This window comes from Flavobacterium calami, assembly GCF_038290035.1.
In the GTDB taxonomy this organism is placed as follows: Bacteria; Bacteroidota; Bacteroidia; order Flavobacteriales; family Flavobacteriaceae; genus Flavobacterium; species Flavobacterium calami.
Genome location: NZ_JBBYHS010000029.1, coordinates 23,918 through 42,056, shown reverse-complemented (window position 1 = coordinate 42,056; position 18,139 = coordinate 23,918). Strand labels below are relative to the sequence as shown.

Genomic DNA, 18,139 nt, shown 5'->3' with positions numbered 1-18,139 from the left:
AACAAAAAATTGATATAATTTTGTCTTTACAAAGCATTGGTTCTGTTTATTGGTTCGCAAAACAAATTTACTTAACCTCTGCTTTGTGTTTTTTATGCTTTGCAAACTAGCAACTTGAATTAAATATAAAAAAAATCCCATTCGGCTATCGAATGGGATATTATTTAAAACAAAACTAAATTGCTTTGCAAATCTTATTTAACGTCCATTAATTCAACGTCAAAAATCAAAGTTGCGTGAGGCGGAATAACTCCCCCTGCACCTGCTGGTCCGTAGCCTAAATCAGAAGGAATTACAAAACGTGCTTTGTCTCCAACCTGCAATAAAGCAATACCTTCGTCCCATCCTTCGATCACCTGACCAATTCCTAATTTGAATTCGATTGGTTTTTTACGTGGGTAAGAAGAATCAAAAACTTTTCCGTTTTCTAAAGATCCTTCGTAGTGAACAGAAACTGTTTTTCCAGCCTCCGCTTTTTTACCTTCTCCTTTTTGAATCATTTTATAACGTAAACCACTTTCTGTTTTATCAAAACCGGCAGCCAATTCCTCCATTTTTGCTTCAGATTCTGCTTTTAAAGCTGCTTCTCTTTTTAGACGAGCACCTTTTAAACCAACGAAAGCTTCAATCGCATTCCATTTTTGAGCTTCTTCTCCAACTCTGATAATTTCTAAAGCTTCAAGAGTATCACCCTGAGCCACTGCGTCAACCACATCCTGACCTTCGATAACGTGACCAAAAACAGTATGTTTGTTGTCTAACCATGAAGTTGGAACGTGCGTGATGTAAAACTGAGAACCGTTACTTGCAGGTCCTGAATTTGCCATTGCCAAAACTCCCGGACGATCGTGTTTTAAACTTGGGTGAAATTCGTCATCAAATTTATAACCCGGATCTCCTGTTCCGGTTCCTTTTGGGCAACCTCCCTGAATCATAAAATCAGGAATTACTCTATGAAAAGTTAATCCATCATAGAATTTTTGTCCCTGAGGTTTTACTTTATTTTCCATATTTCCTTCTGCAAGAGCTACAAAATTCCCTACGGTACCCGGTGTCAAATCGTGTGTTAGTTTTACTAAAATCGAACCTTTGCTTGTGTTGAATTTAGCGTATATTCCGTTTTCCATTGTTGTTATTTTTTAATTGAACGCAAATTTACAAATTAATTTTTTATCAATTTGTGCTTTCTATTTTTTAGATTTTGATTTATAAGTAAGTCCGTAAACCGCTAAAGATAGCAGAGACAAAACCACGCAGCCAACCGTTACTGCATGCCAGCCTCCCAGTTTCCACAACAATAATCCGTAGGCAGATCCTGCTGCAGTTCCCAGGAAACTAAACGACATAAAAACAGTATTTAATCTGTTTCTGGCCTCAGGCAATAATGCGTAAACACGGGTCTGATTTGAAATATGCACACCCTGGATTCCTATGTCAATAAATACAATTCCGATTGCAATTCCGATAACGCTTTCGATTGAAAAATAAAATATTAAGAAGCTAATCAATATCAACAGACAGCCGTACCCAACCGCAACTCTTGAGTTTCCCTTATCGCCCATTTTTCCAACCAAAGGAGCAGCCAAAGCTCCGGATGCACCTACGATTCCGAATAAACCAATTGTAGCACTGTTAAAACTAAAAGGTTCTCCCGAAAGCAACAAAACCATTGTTGTCCAGAAAGCCCCAAACTGAGCAAAACTGAACACATTAATTGCAGTTGCTTCACGCAAAACCGGCTGTGTTTTTATTAGTGTAAATAAAGACTGAATTAATTGCCCGTAGCTTCCCTGAAACTGTGGTTTATTAACAGGAAACTTATTTTGAATGACAAAAAAGATCAAAAGACAAATTCCGGAAGCGATATAAAACATTGATCTCCATCCTAAAAATTCACCAATAAAACCGCTTAACGTTCGCGAAAGCAAAATTCCGACCAAAAGACCACTCATGATAGTTCCTATAACTTTTCCTCTTTGTTCATTACTACTTAGTGATGCTGCAAGAGGCAAAATAAGCTGCGGTACTATTGACGTGATTCCTATTAGCAGAGAAGCGATTTGTAAAATCAGAAAACTTTTTGCAGTTGCTGCAATGATTAACGCAATTACAGAAGCAAAAGTAGTCATCAAAATTTGTCTTTTACGCTCTATTTTATCTCCCAGCGGAACCATAAAAAACAATCCGATGGCGTAACCCGCCTGCGTAAGGTACGTTATGGTTCCGGCGCTGGCTTCGGGAATTTTAAATTCATTAGCGATTAAAACAATCAAAGGCTGGCAGTAATACAAATTTGCAACTATAAGACCAGTGCAAACTGCCATAAACAGGACATTTGTTTTAGATAAATTCATTTTGCAAAAATACCAATCTAATCTTTAGCAAAACTTTAAAAAATATATAAATTTTTCAAATCTGCGATCAAATACGTGTTACATTTTGTTGATTCTGCCGATTTAATATTTCATAAAATCTTCACGCATTGGACTAAAAACATCTGTCAGCATTCCTTCTTCAACACACAAAACACCATGAATTGCATGCGGCGGAATGTAAAAACTATCCCCTTCTTTCAGCAATTTGGTCACTCCGTTTATGGTAACATCAAATTTTCCTTTTGCTACATAAGTTACCTGCGTATGATAATGCTCGTGTAAAGCTCCTATAGCTCCTGTTTCAAAATACACATTCACGAGCATGACGCGGCTGTCAAAGGCCAAAATTTTGCGTTTTACACCTTCTCCAACTACTTCCCACTGAATTTCTTCCCCAAAAAGGAACTCTTTGCTTGTTTCCATGCTTATTTATTATTTAATTTTTCTAAATCTTTTTTCATTAACGCTAATCCTTCTTCCAGATTATTTTCTTTAAAATATTTTTCTAAGTCTTTTAACCTTTTTACATTGTCATATTTAAATCCCGAATTTAATTTTCTCTGGCAAAGTGAACATAATCTAATAAAATGTCCATCTGTTTCTGTCATACTATTGGTGCCATTCATAACACAATTCGCTTCAATACAATGGTGAAGACCAAACATGTGACCTATTTCATGTGAGCAAATTTTCAATAAACGCTCTAAACTTAAATTAAAATCTGCATCTTTTTGCATTCGGTGAATGGAGCTTACCGCAATTCTGTCTCTGTAAGATGCCAGCCCAAAAACATAATTCCATTCGGGTTTTGGATATAAATCCATTTCTGTTATGGCCATTAAAGCAACTCCTTTATCAGGTTCTTCATCTTTTAAAATATCATTTAAAATATAACCTGCCAGAAATTGTTCCTGCCCCATATCGCCAATCCGTCTCGCTTTTTGCGGAATAATATCGTTTGAAAGATTATCTAAAACTTTAGTTTCCAACTGAAAAAACAGTTGCAGATACTGACGCACTAATTCAATTTGTTTGGTTTGCAAGGAGCTAAACTCCCCAATAGGCTGTAAATAAATAATATTCTTCTCCGCGGTTGGCACAATATGTTTTGTTTTTACAAACTGTTCAAAACTCTGTCCTTTTTCTTTACGAGAATACAACCAGTCGCCATAAACCGGTTCAGCGAGCTTTATATCATTTACCCGAATATCGGCAAAATAAGGATCCAGGGGAAGTTGCAAAATTGAATTTGTATCCGGATCCGGATTTTCTTTTTTATTGGATTGACATGAACACAGAATCACAAATAAAAGAAAAAGAAGTTTCTTCATAAAATAACAAATAAATTAAATTAGATTTTTGAAATAAAATCACAGCTTGTTTTAACTGACTCGAAAGAATTTAAAGCAAAATTATTTTCCTGCTCTACAAAAAAATGTATCATTCCGGATAATTTTGCCTGTTTAAAAATAGCTTTAAAATCAATACTTCCTGAACCAACTTCTGTGTTCAGAGCCCGATTTATTTTATCCATATCTTTTACATGCCACATTTTAAAACGCCCCGGATTTTCTTTAAACAATTTAAAAGGATCGTTTCCTGAAAACATTACCCAGTATAGATCCAATTCAAAATCGACCAGGTCTTTATCAGTTTCTTTTAATAAGATTTCAAAACCGGTTTTTCCTTCTTGTTTTTGAAACTCGAAATCGTGATTGTGATAAGCGAGTTTCAAACCTTTCTTTTTGCATAACTTTCCCGCTTCATTTAGCCGTGCAGCAATCTTTTTGTAACTCTCAAAATCCTGCCTGAGATTTTCCTCAATCCACGGAATGGTAAAATATTCCTGATTCAGGATTTTTGCAGCATTTATTGAAGCAATAAGCTCATCTGTATTTCTATCAGTCAAAAAACTTCCTGAATTATAGTGTCCGCTTACCGCCTTCAATCCATTTTCATCCAGAATTTTTTTTAGTTCTGCCGGAGATAATCCCCAAAATCCCTCTTTAATAGAAAAACCATATGTTTCGACAGCTGTATAACCCGCAGCTGCTACTTTTTCTAAAGTTGCTTTTACATCTTTTGGAAGCTCTTCACGAAGCGTATACAGCTGTAAACCTATTTCTTTTTTATTCATAGAAAAAACAAATGATGGAGAAGCCAAAACTGCAGTAGTGGCAAGACCTGTGGTTATGATAAAGTTTCTTCTGGCAATCATTTTAATGATATCATTTCGAAAAGTTAAATATATTAATTTAAAACTCTCTACTGAAAATTAAAGAACAAATATCCTGAAGATATACTCAGGATGGCATATCTTAAATTATAAATGATGTTTTAATTCTCAATTTACACTTTTGGCTTATCTTTGCCGCTCATAACGATTTACACAATAAAATGCGAATTGATATTATTACACTTTTACCGGAATTGCTAAAGAGTCCGTTTGAGGCTTCGATTATGAAACGTGCGATTGACAAAGGTTTGGTCGAAGTACATTTTCACAATCTCCGTGATTATAGTACTAACCGACAAAAAAGCGTGGATGATTATCCGTTTGGCGGTGGTGCAGGAATGGTAATGACAATTCAGCCAATTGATGATTGCATTACAGATTTAAAAAGTCAGCGTGAATATGATGAAATAATTTACATGTCGCCGGATGGTGAAACTTTAAATCAGAAAATGGCAAATAAAATGTCGATGTATAAAAACATTATCATTTTATGCGGACATTATAAAGGTGTTGATCAAAGAGTTCGAGATCATTTTATTACCAAAGAAATTTCTATTGGCGATTATGTACTATCAGGCGGAGAATTAGGTGCTTTAGTTTTATCTGACGCCCTGATCCGATTAATTCCTGGTGTTTTGAGCGATGAAACCTCAGCACTGACAGATAGTTTTCAGGATAATTTATTATCAGGACCTATATATACAAGACCTGCGGATTATAAAGGATGGAAAGTTCCTGAGGTTTTAACCAGCGGCCATGCTGCCAAAATTGACAAATGGCGTGAGGATATGGCATATGAACATACAAAAAACAGACGCCCGGATTTGTTAAATGAGTCATAAAGTCCAAAGTCTTAAAGTTATAAGCAAAAAAACATTCGTAATCTTTCGACTTTCGACTTGTAACTTTCGACTTTTTTTGTATTTTTGCACCCGAATTTGACCAACCTCTGGCGAGATCCGTGAATGTTGTTCTAATATAAAAACCATAATTTAAATTATCATGGCAGATTTATTAAAGTTCGTTCAAAACGAATTCGTTGCTAAAAAAGATTTCCCTGACTTCGGAGCTGGAGATACTATCACAGTTTTCTACGAAATTAAAGAGGGTGAAAAAACAAGAACTCAGTTTTTTAAAGGAGTTGTTATTCAAAGAAGAGGTTCTGGTAACACAGAAACTTTTACTATTCGTAAAATGTCTGGAGCTATTGGAGTTGAGCGTATCTTCCCGGTAAACTTACCAGCTTTACAAAAAATTGAAATCAACAAGAAAGGTGCTGTACGTAGAGCAAGAATTTTCTACTTCAGACAACTTACTGGTAAAAAAGCTAAGATTAAAGATAAAAGAAGATAATCATTTATCTCTTTGTTATAAAAAACTCGTTTCAAGTAATTTGAAACGAGTTTTTTTTTGAGGGTAATTTTCGAAATACCAAAACCATAATTTTTCAATGCTAAAATCATCGATTTGATAATTTAAAGACCCCGAAATAACAATTTGTTAAATTCTGGATTTATGCCGAAAACTAAACCGTTTTCGCACTGTTTTTACTATATTTGCTCCGCTCATTTTGAGCCGACTATACCTTTCACATTGTCATTCTATGGCGATACGATTATAAAAAAAAAAAAAAAATGACACAGAATTCAAAAATTTTTTACACCTTAACTGATGAGGCGCCATTATTAGCGACTTACTCTTTATTACCTATTGTTCAGGCTTTTACTTCTACGGCCGGTATCGCAATCGAAACCAGAGACATCTCTTTGGCAGGAAGAATTTTATCTAACTTTCCTGAATCATTAACAGATGCTCAAAAAACCGGAGATGCATTGGCAGAACTTGGTCAATTAGCCACTCAGCCGGAAGCAAACATTATTAAATTACCAAATGTTTCTGCATCTGTACCTCAATTAAAAGCGGCTATTGCTGAGTTGCAGTCTCATGGATATAATGTTCCTAATTTTCCTGAAGATCCTCAGAATGATGCTGAAAAGGAAATTAAAGCTAAATATGCAAAAGTATTAGGTTCTGCTGTAAATCCGGTTTTACGTGAAGGAAACTCTGATCGTAGAGCGCCAAGGGCGGTTAAAAACTTTGCAAAAGCAAACCCACACTCAATGGGTGCCTGGTCTGCCGACTCAAAAACTAAGGTTGCTTCTATGTCAGGTGGTGATTTTTACGGAAGTGAAAAATCTCTTACTGTTGCTGAAGCTAATGATGTAAAAATTGAATTTGTTGCTAAAGATGGTACATCTACTGTTCTTAAAGCAAGTACTCCACTTAAAGCAGGTGAAATTATTGACAGTTCTGTTTTAAGTGTAAATAAATTAAAAGCTTTTGCTGCTGAAGCAATTGCTGAAGCTAAAGCTGCAGGAGTTTTACTTTCTGTGCATTTGAAAGCTACCATGATGAAAGTATCGGATCCAATTATCTTCGGCGCTATCGTTGAAGTTTATTTTGCTGATCTTTTCAAAAAATACGAGTCTTTATTCGCTGAATTAAACATTGATACCAGAAATGGTTTAGGCGACATTTACGCTAAAATTGCCGGAAGACCAGAACAGGCTGAAGTTGAAGCTGACATTACTAAAGCAATCGAAAACGGACCAGCATTGGCAATGGTTAATTCTGAAAAAGGAATAACAAACTTACACGTACCATCTGACGTTATTGTTGACGCTTCTATGCCGGCAATGATCCGTACATCTGGACAAATGTGGAACAAAGAAGGAAAACAACAAGATACATTTGCTGTTATCCCGGACAGATGTTATGCAGGAGTTTATACCGCTACTATTGATTTCTGTAAAAAACACGGTGCTTTTGACCCGAAAACAATGGGAAGTGTTCCTAACGTTGGATTAATGGCTCAAAAAGCGGAAGAATACGGATCTCATGATAAAACTTTCCAAATGAAAGCCGACGGAGTTGTTCGTGTTGTGGATGCAAACGGAACTGTTTTAATGGAGCAAAACGTTGAAGCGAATGACATTTTCAGAATGTGCCAGGCAAAAGATGCGCCGATTCAGGATTGGGTAAAACTTGCTGTAAACAGAGCTCGTTTATCTGATACTCCTGCTGTTTTCTGGTTAGACGAAAACAGAGCACACGACAGAGAATTGATCGTAAAAGTTCAAAAATACCTTAAAGATTACGATACTACAAACTTAGATATCCGTATTTTAAACCCAGTTGCTGCTACTGAATTCACTTTAGACAGAATCATCAAAGGCTTAGATACTATCTCTGTAACAGGAAACGTTTTACGTGACTACTTAACAGATTTATTCCCAATCTTAGAATTAGGAACTTCTGCTAAAATGCTTTCTATCGTTCCTTTAATGAACGGTGGTGGATTGTTCGAAACTGGCGCAGGAGGTTCTGCTCCAAAACACGTTGAGCAATTTACAGAAGAAGGTTACCTGCGTTGGGATTCATTGGGTGAATTTTTAGCGCTTGGCGCTTCTTTAGAGCATTTAGGACAAACTTTAGACAATTCTAAAGCTATCGTTTTATCTGAAACTTTAGATCAGGCTAATGACAAATTCTTAGCAAACGATAAATCTCCAGCTCGTAAAGTAGGTCAAATTGACAACCGTGGTTCTCACTTCTATTTAGCATTCTATTGGGCTCAGGCTTTGGCTGCTCAAACTAAAGATGCTGAATTAAAAGCGATTTTCACTCCAATTGCTGCTGAATTTGAAGCTAACGAAGCTAAAATTGACGCAGAATTAATTGGTGCACAAGGTAAAGCTCAGAATATCGGTGGTTACTACCAGCCAAATCCTGAATTAGTTAGCAAAGCAATGCGTCCTAGCGAAACTTTCAATGCTATTATCGCTAAAATTGCATAATTAAAAAGCAATCTTATTTATATATTGAAAAAGACAATCAGAAATGGTTGTCTTTTTTTATTTATCAATTTACTATTAATCATTTCTAAAAAAAACTTTTTATAAATAAGCGAACATTCATTTATAATTAATATTTTTGTTCCATAAAAATACAATCTAATGCGAACACGAGACCCAAATAAAGAAGAACTGGTAAAACAAAAAGCCATTGAAATGCTTGTAAAACTAGGTATTGAAGGCTTTGGAATGAATCGATTGGCAAAAGAAAGCGGTGTTTCTGTTGCAACTCTTTACATTTATTACACTGATAAAGATGACCTCATAAAAAAGACCGGGATCGAAATTGGACAAAGTTTCTTTAGCGAAATGACCAATGGATTTTTACCAACGATGTCTTTTAAAGAAGGATTACGAAAACAATGGGAAAACAGAGCAAGGTTTGCTTTAAAGTATCCTTTAAAAGTTGCTTGTTGGGAACTCCTGAGCCACTCCAGTTACAGAGAAAGTATTTTAAACGAAAGCTTATCCGAATTCAAAGTCACAATGACTAACTTTTTTAATAACGCAATTGAAAAAAAAGAACTACTTCCCGTCTCTAAAGAAGTGTTCTGGAGCATTGCCTACGGACCTCTTTACGCTTTATTGCGTTTTGAAAATGAAGGAAAAAATTTTAGCGGAGCCCCTTTTAAACTTACCCAAAAAGCCACAGATGAAGCTTTTGAATTAGTTATAAAAGCATTAACACCATAAATCAATTTTCAAATTAACCTTGCCATGGAAAATATCATAAATAACATACTGATTTTTGCAACCAATATAAAGACCAAAAAAGATAAAGAAAAAGTCAGTACCGAATTAGATCAAAACCCTGAAATCATGCAGTGGAATATCGATCAGGAGGACATTGATTGCGTTTTGCGAATTGTTAGTAAAACCATATCAGAAGAAGAAATAATCAACCTTCTCAATAATCATAGTTTTATTTGCAGACCCTTAGAATAATTTAAAATGGAAGAACAAAATCAGGCAATATCGTTTACAGCCTACCAGAAATTTGCAGTTTTTATACTTGCAATTACTCAATTTACAGTAATTCTGGATTTTATGGTTATGTCACCGTTAGGAGATATTCTTATGAAATCACTCGAATTAAAACCAGCACGTTTTGGCCTTGTCGTTTCTGCTTATGCTTTCAGTGCAGGAATTTCCGGGCTTCTGACCGCAGGTTTTGCAGATAAATTTGACCGAAAAAAATTATTATTATTTTTTTATATAGGTTTTATTGGCGGCACAATCTTATGTGGTTTAGTCAATTCTTACCCTTTGCTCGTGGCAGCCAGAATCATTACAGGTTTGTTTGGTGGCGTAATAGGATCAATTTCTATGGCAATTGTAGCTGACTTGTTTATGCTCCAACAACGTGGACGCGTTATGGGATTTATTCAGATGGGCTTTGGAGCAAGTCAGATTTTAGGTATTCCAATTGGTTTATATCTTGCCAATGCCTGGGGGTGGCACGCTCCTTTTTTATGGGTTGCGGGAATGGCAGCCTTAATAGCAGCTTTAATTGCTGTGAAATTAAAACCTATCAATGAGCATCTTGCCGTACAACAGAACAAATCTGCTTTTATACATTTAATACATACTATTCGTAAAAAAGAATACAGAATTGGATTTACAGCTACAGCACTGCTTTCAATAGGAGGATTTATGATGATGCCTTTTGGAAGTGCTTTTGCCATTAATAATTTAAAAATCACTCAGGAAGAATTACCAATTATATTTATGATTGCCGGCTTGTCTACTTTGATCATAATGCCTCTAATTGGAAAGTTGAGTGACAAAATAGACAAATTCAGAATATTTGTTTACGCTTCTGTGTGGACAATTGTAATGGTTGCTATTTACACCAATCTTGGCGAAACTCCACTTTTGTTAGTTGCTCTTTTTAATGTACTCATGATGATGGGAGTAATGAGTCGTATGGTTCCGTCGACAGCATTAGTAACTTCTATTCCCGGCATGCAGGACAGAGGTGCTTTTATGAGTATAAATTCGTCTTTACAACAAATTGCTGGTGGTATAGCTGCTGCTTTTGCCGGAACTATTGTGGTGCAAAAAGACAAATTCAGTCCGCTGGAACATTATGATACATTAGGATTCATCATTATTGCAATTACATTTATCACCATATTTCTTTTATACCGTGTGAGTAAACTCATAAAAAAGAATACGAAAGAAAACATTCAAAATATTCCGGTTGCCCATGAAATTTAGTTGTAAAACATGAATGTTCTTACATATTAAAAGACAGCTTTTTAAGGCTGTCTTTTTTACATAATTTAAATCTGGCTACCCCAACCACCCATCACGATCCAGACTTCGATATTGAATTGCCTCAGCAATATGCGAAGAAGCTATTTGAGGAGCTGCATCCAAATCGGCAATCGTTCTGGCAACTTTTAAAATCCGGTCATAAGCCCTTGCAGAAAGATTCAGACGTTCCATGGCTGTTTTTAGTAATTCTTTAGATTGTTCGTCAAGAACACAATACTCCCGAATTAATTTACTACTCATTTGTGCATTGTAATGAATATTAGCTAATTCTTCAAACCGGACAGACTGCACTTCGCGTGCAGAAGTTACCCTTTGTCTAATAGACGCACTGCTCTCTGCTTTATTATCATCTGACAATTTCTCGAAAGGTACCGGTGTCACTTCAATATGAATATCAATTCGGTCTAACAAAGGCCCTGAAATTTTGCTCATATAACGTTGCATTTCATGCGGAGAAGAAGTATTGGGCATTGAAGGATCATTAAAAAATCCGCTTGGACTTGGATTCATACTTGCCACCAGCATAAAAGAAGAAGGATATGTTACAGTAAATTTTGCTCTTGAAATCGTTACTTCCCTATCTTCCAAAGGCTGGCGCATTACCTCTAAAACATCTCTCTTAAATTCTGGCAATTCATCCAAAAATAAAACTCCGTTATGCGCCATTGAGATTTCACCCGGCTGCGGATAACTTCCTCCGCCTACAAGAGCAACATTCGAAATCGTATGATGAGGACTGCGAAATGGCCTTTGATTCATTAGCCCAACTTCTTTTAACTTGCCTGCAACACTATGAATTTTTGTAGTTTCTAATGCCTCTCTTAAAGTCATTGGAGGTAAAATACTCGGCAAACGCTTCGCTAACATTGTTTTACCGGCTCCGGGCGGACCGATCAGAATAATATTATGACCTCCGGCAGCAGCAATTTCCATACAACGTTTAATACTTTCCTGACCACGAACATCCGAAAAATCAAACTCAGGAAAGTCTAAGGTCTTATAAAATTCTGCGCGGGTATCAATAACAGTCGGTTCTAAAGTTCCTTTTCCTTCAAAGAAATCAATAACTTCCTGAACATTTTCAACTCCATAAACATCTAAGCCAGCCACGATAGCGGCTTCTTTCACATTTTGTTTTGGCAGGAAAAAACCTTTATACCCTTCTTCTTTAGCCTTGATTGCAATAGAAAGTGCTCCATTTATGGATTGTAAACTTCCGTCTAATGAAAGCTCTCCCATAATAATATAACGGTCAATTTCGGTCGCTTTTATCTGGTCTGAAGCTACCAAAATTCCGATTGCTAAAGTCAGATCATAAGCTGAACCTTCTTTTCGTAAATCGGCCGGAGCCATATTTATAGTTATTTTTTTGCCCGGTAAAGCATAACCGTTATTCTTAAGAGCTGCCGCTATCCGATAACTACTTTCTTTTATGGCATTATCCGGCAACCCTACTAAGTGATAACCAATTCCTTTATCCATATTCACCTCTACTGTTATAGTAGTGGCTTCTACTCCAAAAACTGCACTTCCAAAAACTTTAACCAGCATACTTTAATATCTTATTTGTAAATATTCTTTTAGCAATGGCAAAATAAACAAATATTTTAATAAAAAAAGTATTACAATTAAGAATTATTTTTTCTGATTGAAAATTTTAATCAAATTCTAATTCAATCTGATTTTTCACATTTTCGACCATACTGCTTAATTCTAAGCTGTTTTGATGTGACCATAGTTTGCTTTCAATTTGATTGTTTCTAATACAGGCATGACATTCAATTGCTTCATGCGCATACCCTTTTCCGATATTAGGAATATTGAATTTTTCTACCTCTTCATTTTTTACAATCGAATAGCCATCTGCCATAAACCACGGAGAATTAATTTCGATTCTTCCCTCAGAACCGCTAATCGTAGCTTTCATATCTGAGTCTGAAACAAAACTGACATGTAAAATTGCCTGCGCCGACTGATATTGCAACATCATACTGGTCTGCAAATCTACTCCGCTTTCATGATAAATAGATTTTGCCATAATCTCTGTTGGGACTCCAAGGATCAGATAAGAAAGAAACAATGGATAGACACCAATATCAAAAAGAGCTCCTCCACCTAATTTTTTGTCTGTCATCCGGTTCCCTTCCAGTTCATTTACATAAAAAGCAAAATCGGCATTGAGAAATCTTATATCTCCTATTTCACCATCTTTTACTTTTGACAACACCTCCTGAATTGACGGAATAAAACGCGTCCAGAATGCTTCCATAAAAAATTTATTATGCTTTTTAGAAGCTTCTGTCATACGCACAGCATCTTCATACGATAGTGCAACAGGTTTTTCACATAAAACATGCTTACCATTCTGCATTGCTCTAATGGACAACTCAGCGTGTGAGTTGTGTGGTGTTGCTATATAAACAATGTCAATTTCGTCATCTGCAAAAAGTGCGTCATAAGAGCCATAAAATTTACTGCAATTGTATTTTGCCGCAAATTCACTTGCTTTATCAATATCTCTGGAAGCAACAGCAGTCAATTCGGCTTCATTTATCAATTTTAAATCAGATACAAACTGATGAGCAATGTTACCCAAACCAATTATTCCCCATTTTATTTTATTCATACTTTACATCTTTATAAATAGCTCTATTTATAAGAGCTTAGAAGTTATTTTAAACTAAAGATAAGATTTTATGGATAAAATAGAAATAATTAAAACTTGTAAGATTACATTTATTTTATATTTTTATAACAAAATCTACACTTACATATGAAAAAAACATTCCTACTACTCTTCCTGAGCTTTTTTTTAACAAAAATGCAGGCTCAGGATTACTTTCCGGTTAACGAAAGCATCCATAACAAAAACAACAATTTTACAGTTTTTACAAACGCTGTAATTTACATCAGCCCAAAACAAAAAATAGAGAAAGGAACTTTAATAGTTCAAAACGGCAAAGTAGTCAATGTTGGAACTAATATCTCAATTCCAAAAAATGCGATTGTGATTAACCTTGAAGGCAAAACAATTTATCCTTCTTTTATTGATATCTATACTAATTTTGGAATTGAAAAACCAAAACGTAACTTAACTCCTGGAAGAGAAGACAATATTTATGACACCAAAAAGACTGGCCGCTACTGGAATGAAAGTATATTATCTGAATTAAACGGATATGAAACATTCAAATATGACCAGCCTAAAGCCGAGGAATTTTTAAAAGCTGGTTTTGGAGTTGTAGGAACTCATATTCACGATGGAGTTGCGCAGGGAACAGGACTTTTGGTTGCTTTGAATAATACAGACGGTAAAAATCAAATTATTTCGAACAAAATATCCAATCATTTTTCTTTTAACAGAAGCGCTTTGACAAATCAGGCTTACCCAAGCTCTTTAATGGGGTCTATGGCATTGCTTCGTCAAATGTATCTGGATCTGGATTGGTATAAAAAAGGAAATTCAGACACGAAAGATTTATCATTAGAGGCTTTGTCTTCAAATGAAAAACTGATACAGATTTTTGCTTCAGAAGACAAGTTAAATAGTTTAAGAGCTTCTAAAATTGCTAAAGAATTTGGTTTAAACTATATTTTAAAAGGAAGCGGAAATGAATTTGAAAGAATTGAAGAAATTAAAAACACCAATTCGAAATTTATTATTCCAATCAATTTTCCTGAAGCTTACGATGTTTCAAATCCATACTTATCCAATCAGATAGAACTTGCTGATATGCGTTTCTGGAATCAGGCCCCTACTAATCCAAAAGTACTTTCAGATAACGGAATCATTTTTGCCCTGACAACTGACAAATTGAAAAAAACGGAAGACTTTAGAACAAACCTTTTAAAATCAATTAAATATGGCTTTGATAAAACAAAAGCTCTGGAAGCACTGACTACTGTTCCGGCAGCGATTTTAGGAAAAAGCGATAAAATAGGAAGCTTAAAGACAGGGAGTTATGCAAATTTTATAATTACTTCCGGAGAAATATTCGATGAAAAAACAATTTTATACGAAAATTGGGTTCAGGGAAATAAATATGTTATAAACGATTTAAATGCAAAAGATATTCGTGGCAATTATAATCTGACCATTGGAAATGAAACTTTAAAATGGAAAATCGATGGAACCGCTGAAGCCCCAAAATCTGAAATAACTACTGCAGATGATAAAAAAGTAAAAAACACTTTTTCTGTTTCAAAAAACTGGATTTCACTTTTGATTAAATCCAATGATACTATAAAATCGAGTTTTACACGTTTAACCGGATTTATAGAAAACACTAATAATCTTTCTGGAAAAGGCGAATTATATAATGGCACTCAGGTAAACTGGACAGCTGTAAAAACTTCTCCTTTTATTGTTGTAAAAGATACTGTAAAACCAGAAAAGCCAAACCCAATCATGTCCACAACTTTTCCGAATATTGCTTTTGGAAATTCAAAAAAGTTAACCGCTCAGACTTTACTGTTTAAAAACGCAACGGTTTGGACCAATGAAAAAGACGGAATTTTGACCGAAACTGATGTTTTGATAAAAAATGGTAAAATTGTTTCTATCGGCAAAAATCTTTCAGACGCATCTGCCACAATTATCGACGCAAAAGGAAAACATCTTACCAGCGGCATCATTGATGAACATTCACATATCGCCATTTCAAAAGGCGTTAATGAAATGGGACATAATTCGACTGCAGAAGTTACGATTGAAGATGTTGTAAATTCTGAGGACATTAATATTTACAGAGATTTAGCAGGAGGTGTAACTATTTCACAATTATTACATGGTTCAGCTAATCCAATCGGTGGTCGTTCTGCTATTGTAAAATGGAAATGGGGGCTTTCTCCTGACGAAATGCTGTATAAAAATCAGCCTAAATTTATCAAATTTGCTTTAGGCGAAAATGTAAAACAGTCCAATTGGGGAATTATAAACCCAACACGTTATCCTCAGACCAGAATGGGCGTTGAACAAGTTTTTACAGACTATTTCCAGCGTGCCAAAGAATATGATGAAAGCTGGAAAAAATTCAATGCCAATTCTAAAAAAGAGAAAGCGCCAAGAGTAGATCTTGAATTACAAACACTGGCCGAAATCCTTAACAAAAAACGTTTTATTACATGTCACTCTTATGTGGAATCAGAAATATTAATGCTGATGAGGGTGGCTGATAAATTCAATTTTAATGTCAATACTTTCACGCACATTCTGGAAGGCTATAAGGTTGCTGATAAAATGAAAGAACACGGTGTTGGTGCTTCAACCTTTTCAGACTGGTGGGCTTATAAATTTGAAGTAAATGATGCTATTCCGTTTAACGGACCTATTATGCACAACGAAGGATTAGTAGTTGCTTACAACTCAGACGATGCCGAAATGTCCCGAAGACTAAATCAGGAAGCTGCAAAAGCTGTAAAATACGGAAATATTTCAGAAGAAGAAGCCTGGAAATTTGTAACTCTTAATCCAGCCAAACTATTACACATTGATGATAAAGTGGGAAGCATCAAAATAGGCAAAGATGCCGACATCGTTCTTTGGAGCGACAATCCTTTATCTGTTTATGCTAAAGCAGAAAAAACGATTATTGAAGGCGTTGTTTATTATGACATCGAAAAAGACCTTGAGAAACAAGAAGCCATAACCAAAGAAAGAAACCAACTTATTGGATTGATGCTACAGGAAAAGAATAAAGGAATGAGCACACAGGAACCAACGAAAAAGGAGAAAAAAGAATATCATTGTGACACTTTAGAACAATACTAAAGAGACCAGTAATTTCAAATAAAAAGACACCATTATGATAACTAAAAACATATATATAGTCCTGTTGGTTTTTTGCATGACAGCACAGACCAATGCGCAACAGACTCCTGCGCCAAAACAGACAAAATCGATACTGATACTAAACGCTACGGCGCATTTGGGAAACGGAAAAGTAATCGACAAGAGTGCCATCGGATTTAAGGATGGTAAACTCACACTCGTAGCCGATGCGTCCACAATAAGACTTGCCAACAATGCTTATGACAGCACTATTGATGCTACAGGAAAACATGTTTATCCTGGCTTTATAGCTCCAAATTCTACTTTAGGATTAGTAGAGATTGATGCCGTAAAATCATCTGACGATCAGGAGGAAATTGGAAATATTAATCCTAATGTGAGAAGTATTATCGCTTATAATTCAACATCGAAAGTTACGGAGACTGTTCGACCAAACGGAATTCTGACAGCTCAGATCGTACCTCGTGGAGGAAGAATTTCTGGAACATCTTCAATCGTTCAGCTGGATGCCTGGACATGGGAAGATGCCACGATAAAAGAAAATGACGGAATACATTTAAACTTTCCTTCAGGATTCAGAAGAACCGGCAACTGGTTTGAACCCGGAATAATTGAACCTAATAAAGATTATGCCACACAGGTAAGTGAAATAAATACCTTTCTAATTAATTCTAAAGCTTATTTAGGAGACACTTCAAAAGAAAGAAACCTTATTTTAGAATCAACAAAAGGGCTTTTTGATGGATCTCAAACCTTGTTCATTCATGCTGATGAAGAAAAACAAATTACAGATGCCATTCAGTTAGCTCAGAGCAACGGAATAAAAAAAATAGTTATTGTAGGAGGCTTTGAAGCCTATAAAACTGCTGATTTATTACAAAAAAATAATATCGGAGTACTTTTAAGACGCGTACATGATATGCCAACAAGTGACGATCAGGATGTTAGAGCTCCTTTTAAAATGGCTAAGATTCTAACCGACAAAGGAATTTTGGTCGGACTTGAAAATAGCGGAGACAATGAGCGTATGAATACCCGTAATTTACCATTTTTAGCAGGAACTTGTGCAGCTTATGGATTAGATAAAGAAAAAGCATTAGAGTTAATAACCCTGAATACCGCTAAATTATTAGGTATTGATACGTTATGTGGCTCTTTAGAAACAGGAAAAGATGCCACTTTATTTATTTCTGAAGGAGACGCTTTAGATATGAGAACCAATAAACTTACGAGTGCATTTATTCAGGGAAGAGCTATAAGTCTTGAAACACATCAGACTCAGCTGAATAAAAAATACAAAGAAAAATACGGGCAGAAATAGCGTATCATTTCACAAAGAAAAGGCATCATTTGAATCATCATCTGATGCCTTTTTTCATTAATTATTTAATGTTTTTCAAAAAAGACCACAAATAATATCGCAAATAACTTTAAAACAAAAATTATTTTCATGTTTTTTCTTATAAAACAAAATAAAAATACATTTTCATGATAATCGGGATTAACAAATTACAAATTTTAAGTCATTTTTAACTAAGAGGCG

Annotated in this window: 15 protein-coding genes; 8 read left to right on the top strand and 7 right to left on the bottom strand. The window is 35.3% G+C overall.

Annotated elements, in window-relative coordinates; all coding sequences use genetic code 11:
• Positions 1 to 194: 194 nt before the first annotated feature.
• The 5 genes from AAEO57_RS20165 to AAEO57_RS20145 all read right to left on the bottom strand — a co-directional run bounded on the left by AAEO57_RS20165 (position 195) and on the right by AAEO57_RS20145 (position 4,593).
• The gene (locus tag AAEO57_RS20165) at positions 195 to 1,127 is read right to left on the bottom strand and encodes a peptidylprolyl isomerase (RefSeq protein WP_341694834.1); all 933 of its coding nucleotides are present in this window, start codon (positions 1,125 to 1,127) and stop codon (positions 195 to 197) included.
• 60 nt (positions 1,128 to 1,187) lie between these two features.
• Positions 1,188 to 2,324: an MFS transporter gene (locus AAEO57_RS20160; protein WP_341694833.1), complete on the bottom strand. Its 1,137-nt coding sequence runs from the start codon at positions 2,322 to 2,324 to the stop codon at positions 1,188 to 1,190.
• A gap of 132 nt (positions 2,325 to 2,456) precedes the next feature.
• A complete protein-coding gene (locus AAEO57_RS20155; protein WP_163409700.1) occupies positions 2,457 to 2,798 on the bottom strand; it encodes a cupin domain-containing protein in 342 nt (113 codons plus the stop codon).
• A gap of 2 nt (positions 2,799 to 2,800) precedes the next feature.
• Positions 2,801 to 3,706 carry a Zn-dependent protease gene (locus tag AAEO57_RS20150; RefSeq protein WP_341694832.1) on the bottom strand — a complete coding sequence of 302 codons (906 nt, stop codon included), beginning with the start codon at positions 3,704 to 3,706 and terminating at the stop codon, positions 2,801 to 2,803.
• 20 nt (positions 3,707 to 3,726) lie between these two features.
• Positions 3,727 to 4,593 (bottom strand): sugar phosphate isomerase/epimerase family protein, encoded by an 867-nt coding sequence (locus tag AAEO57_RS20145; protein ID WP_341694831.1) that lies wholly within the window; start codon positions 4,591 to 4,593, stop codon positions 3,727 to 3,729.
• Positions 4,594 to 4,772: 179 nt separating this feature from the next.
• Between AAEO57_RS20145 and trmD the strand changes: the two genes are divergently transcribed.
• The 6 genes from trmD (at position 4,773) to AAEO57_RS20115 (ending at position 10,745) form a co-directional block, all read left to right on the top strand.
• On the top strand, positions 4,773 to 5,453 hold the full coding sequence (gene trmD / locus AAEO57_RS20140; RefSeq protein WP_341694830.1) for a tRNA (guanosine(37)-N1)-methyltransferase TrmD: 681 nt from the start codon (positions 4,773 to 4,775) through the stop codon (positions 5,451 to 5,453).
• Between the two features lie 160 nt (positions 5,454 to 5,613).
• Complete coding sequence (rplS, locus tag AAEO57_RS20135; RefSeq protein WP_341694829.1) at positions 5,614 to 5,964, top strand: 50S ribosomal protein L19; 351 nt, start codon at positions 5,614 to 5,616, stop codon at positions 5,962 to 5,964.
• A 281-nt stretch (positions 5,965 to 6,245) separates the two neighbouring features.
• Positions 6,246 to 8,468, top strand: coding sequence for an NADP-dependent isocitrate dehydrogenase (locus tag AAEO57_RS20130; RefSeq protein WP_341694828.1), 2,223 nt, complete (start codon positions 6,246 to 6,248; stop codon positions 8,466 to 8,468).
• A 159-nt stretch (positions 8,469 to 8,627) separates the two neighbouring features.
• Positions 8,628 to 9,218, top strand: coding sequence for a TetR/AcrR family transcriptional regulator (locus AAEO57_RS20125; RefSeq protein WP_341694827.1), 591 nt, complete (start codon positions 8,628 to 8,630; stop codon positions 9,216 to 9,218).
• 24 nt (positions 9,219 to 9,242) lie between these two features.
• Positions 9,243 to 9,470: a hypothetical protein gene (locus tag AAEO57_RS20120; RefSeq protein WP_341694826.1), complete on the top strand. Its 228-nt coding sequence runs from the start codon at positions 9,243 to 9,245 to the stop codon at positions 9,468 to 9,470.
• A gap of 6 nt (positions 9,471 to 9,476) precedes the next feature.
• Positions 9,477 to 10,745 carry an MFS transporter gene (locus AAEO57_RS20115; RefSeq protein ID WP_341694825.1) on the top strand — a complete coding sequence of 423 codons (1,269 nt, stop codon included), beginning with the start codon at positions 9,477 to 9,479 and terminating at the stop codon, positions 10,743 to 10,745.
• Between the two features lie 75 nt (positions 10,746 to 10,820).
• On the opposite strand, the gene AAEO57_RS20110 is transcribed toward AAEO57_RS20115, so the two are convergent.
• Positions 10,821 to 12,356, bottom strand: a complete 1,536-nt coding sequence (locus AAEO57_RS20110) for a YifB family Mg chelatase-like AAA ATPase (protein WP_341694824.1) — start codon at positions 12,354 to 12,356, stop codon at positions 10,821 to 10,823.
• A gap of 106 nt (positions 12,357 to 12,462) precedes the next feature.
• Positions 12,463 to 13,431, bottom strand: coding sequence for a Gfo/Idh/MocA family protein (locus tag AAEO57_RS20105; RefSeq protein WP_341694823.1), 969 nt, complete (start codon positions 13,429 to 13,431; stop codon positions 12,463 to 12,465).
• A 147-nt stretch (positions 13,432 to 13,578) separates the two neighbouring features.
• Here AAEO57_RS20105 and AAEO57_RS20100 point away from each other — a divergent pair, with 147 nt between their 5' ends.
• The gene (locus AAEO57_RS20100) at positions 13,579 to 16,575 is read left to right on the top strand and encodes an amidohydrolase family protein (RefSeq protein ID WP_341694822.1); all 2,997 of its coding nucleotides are present in this window, start codon (positions 13,579 to 13,581) and stop codon (positions 16,573 to 16,575) included.
• 34 nt (positions 16,576 to 16,609) lie between these two features.
• Positions 16,610 to 17,917 carry an amidohydrolase family protein gene (locus tag AAEO57_RS20095; RefSeq protein ID WP_341694821.1) on the top strand — a complete coding sequence of 436 codons (1,308 nt, stop codon included), beginning with the start codon at positions 16,610 to 16,612 and terminating at the stop codon, positions 17,915 to 17,917.
• Positions 17,918 to 18,139 lie beyond the last annotated feature (222 nt).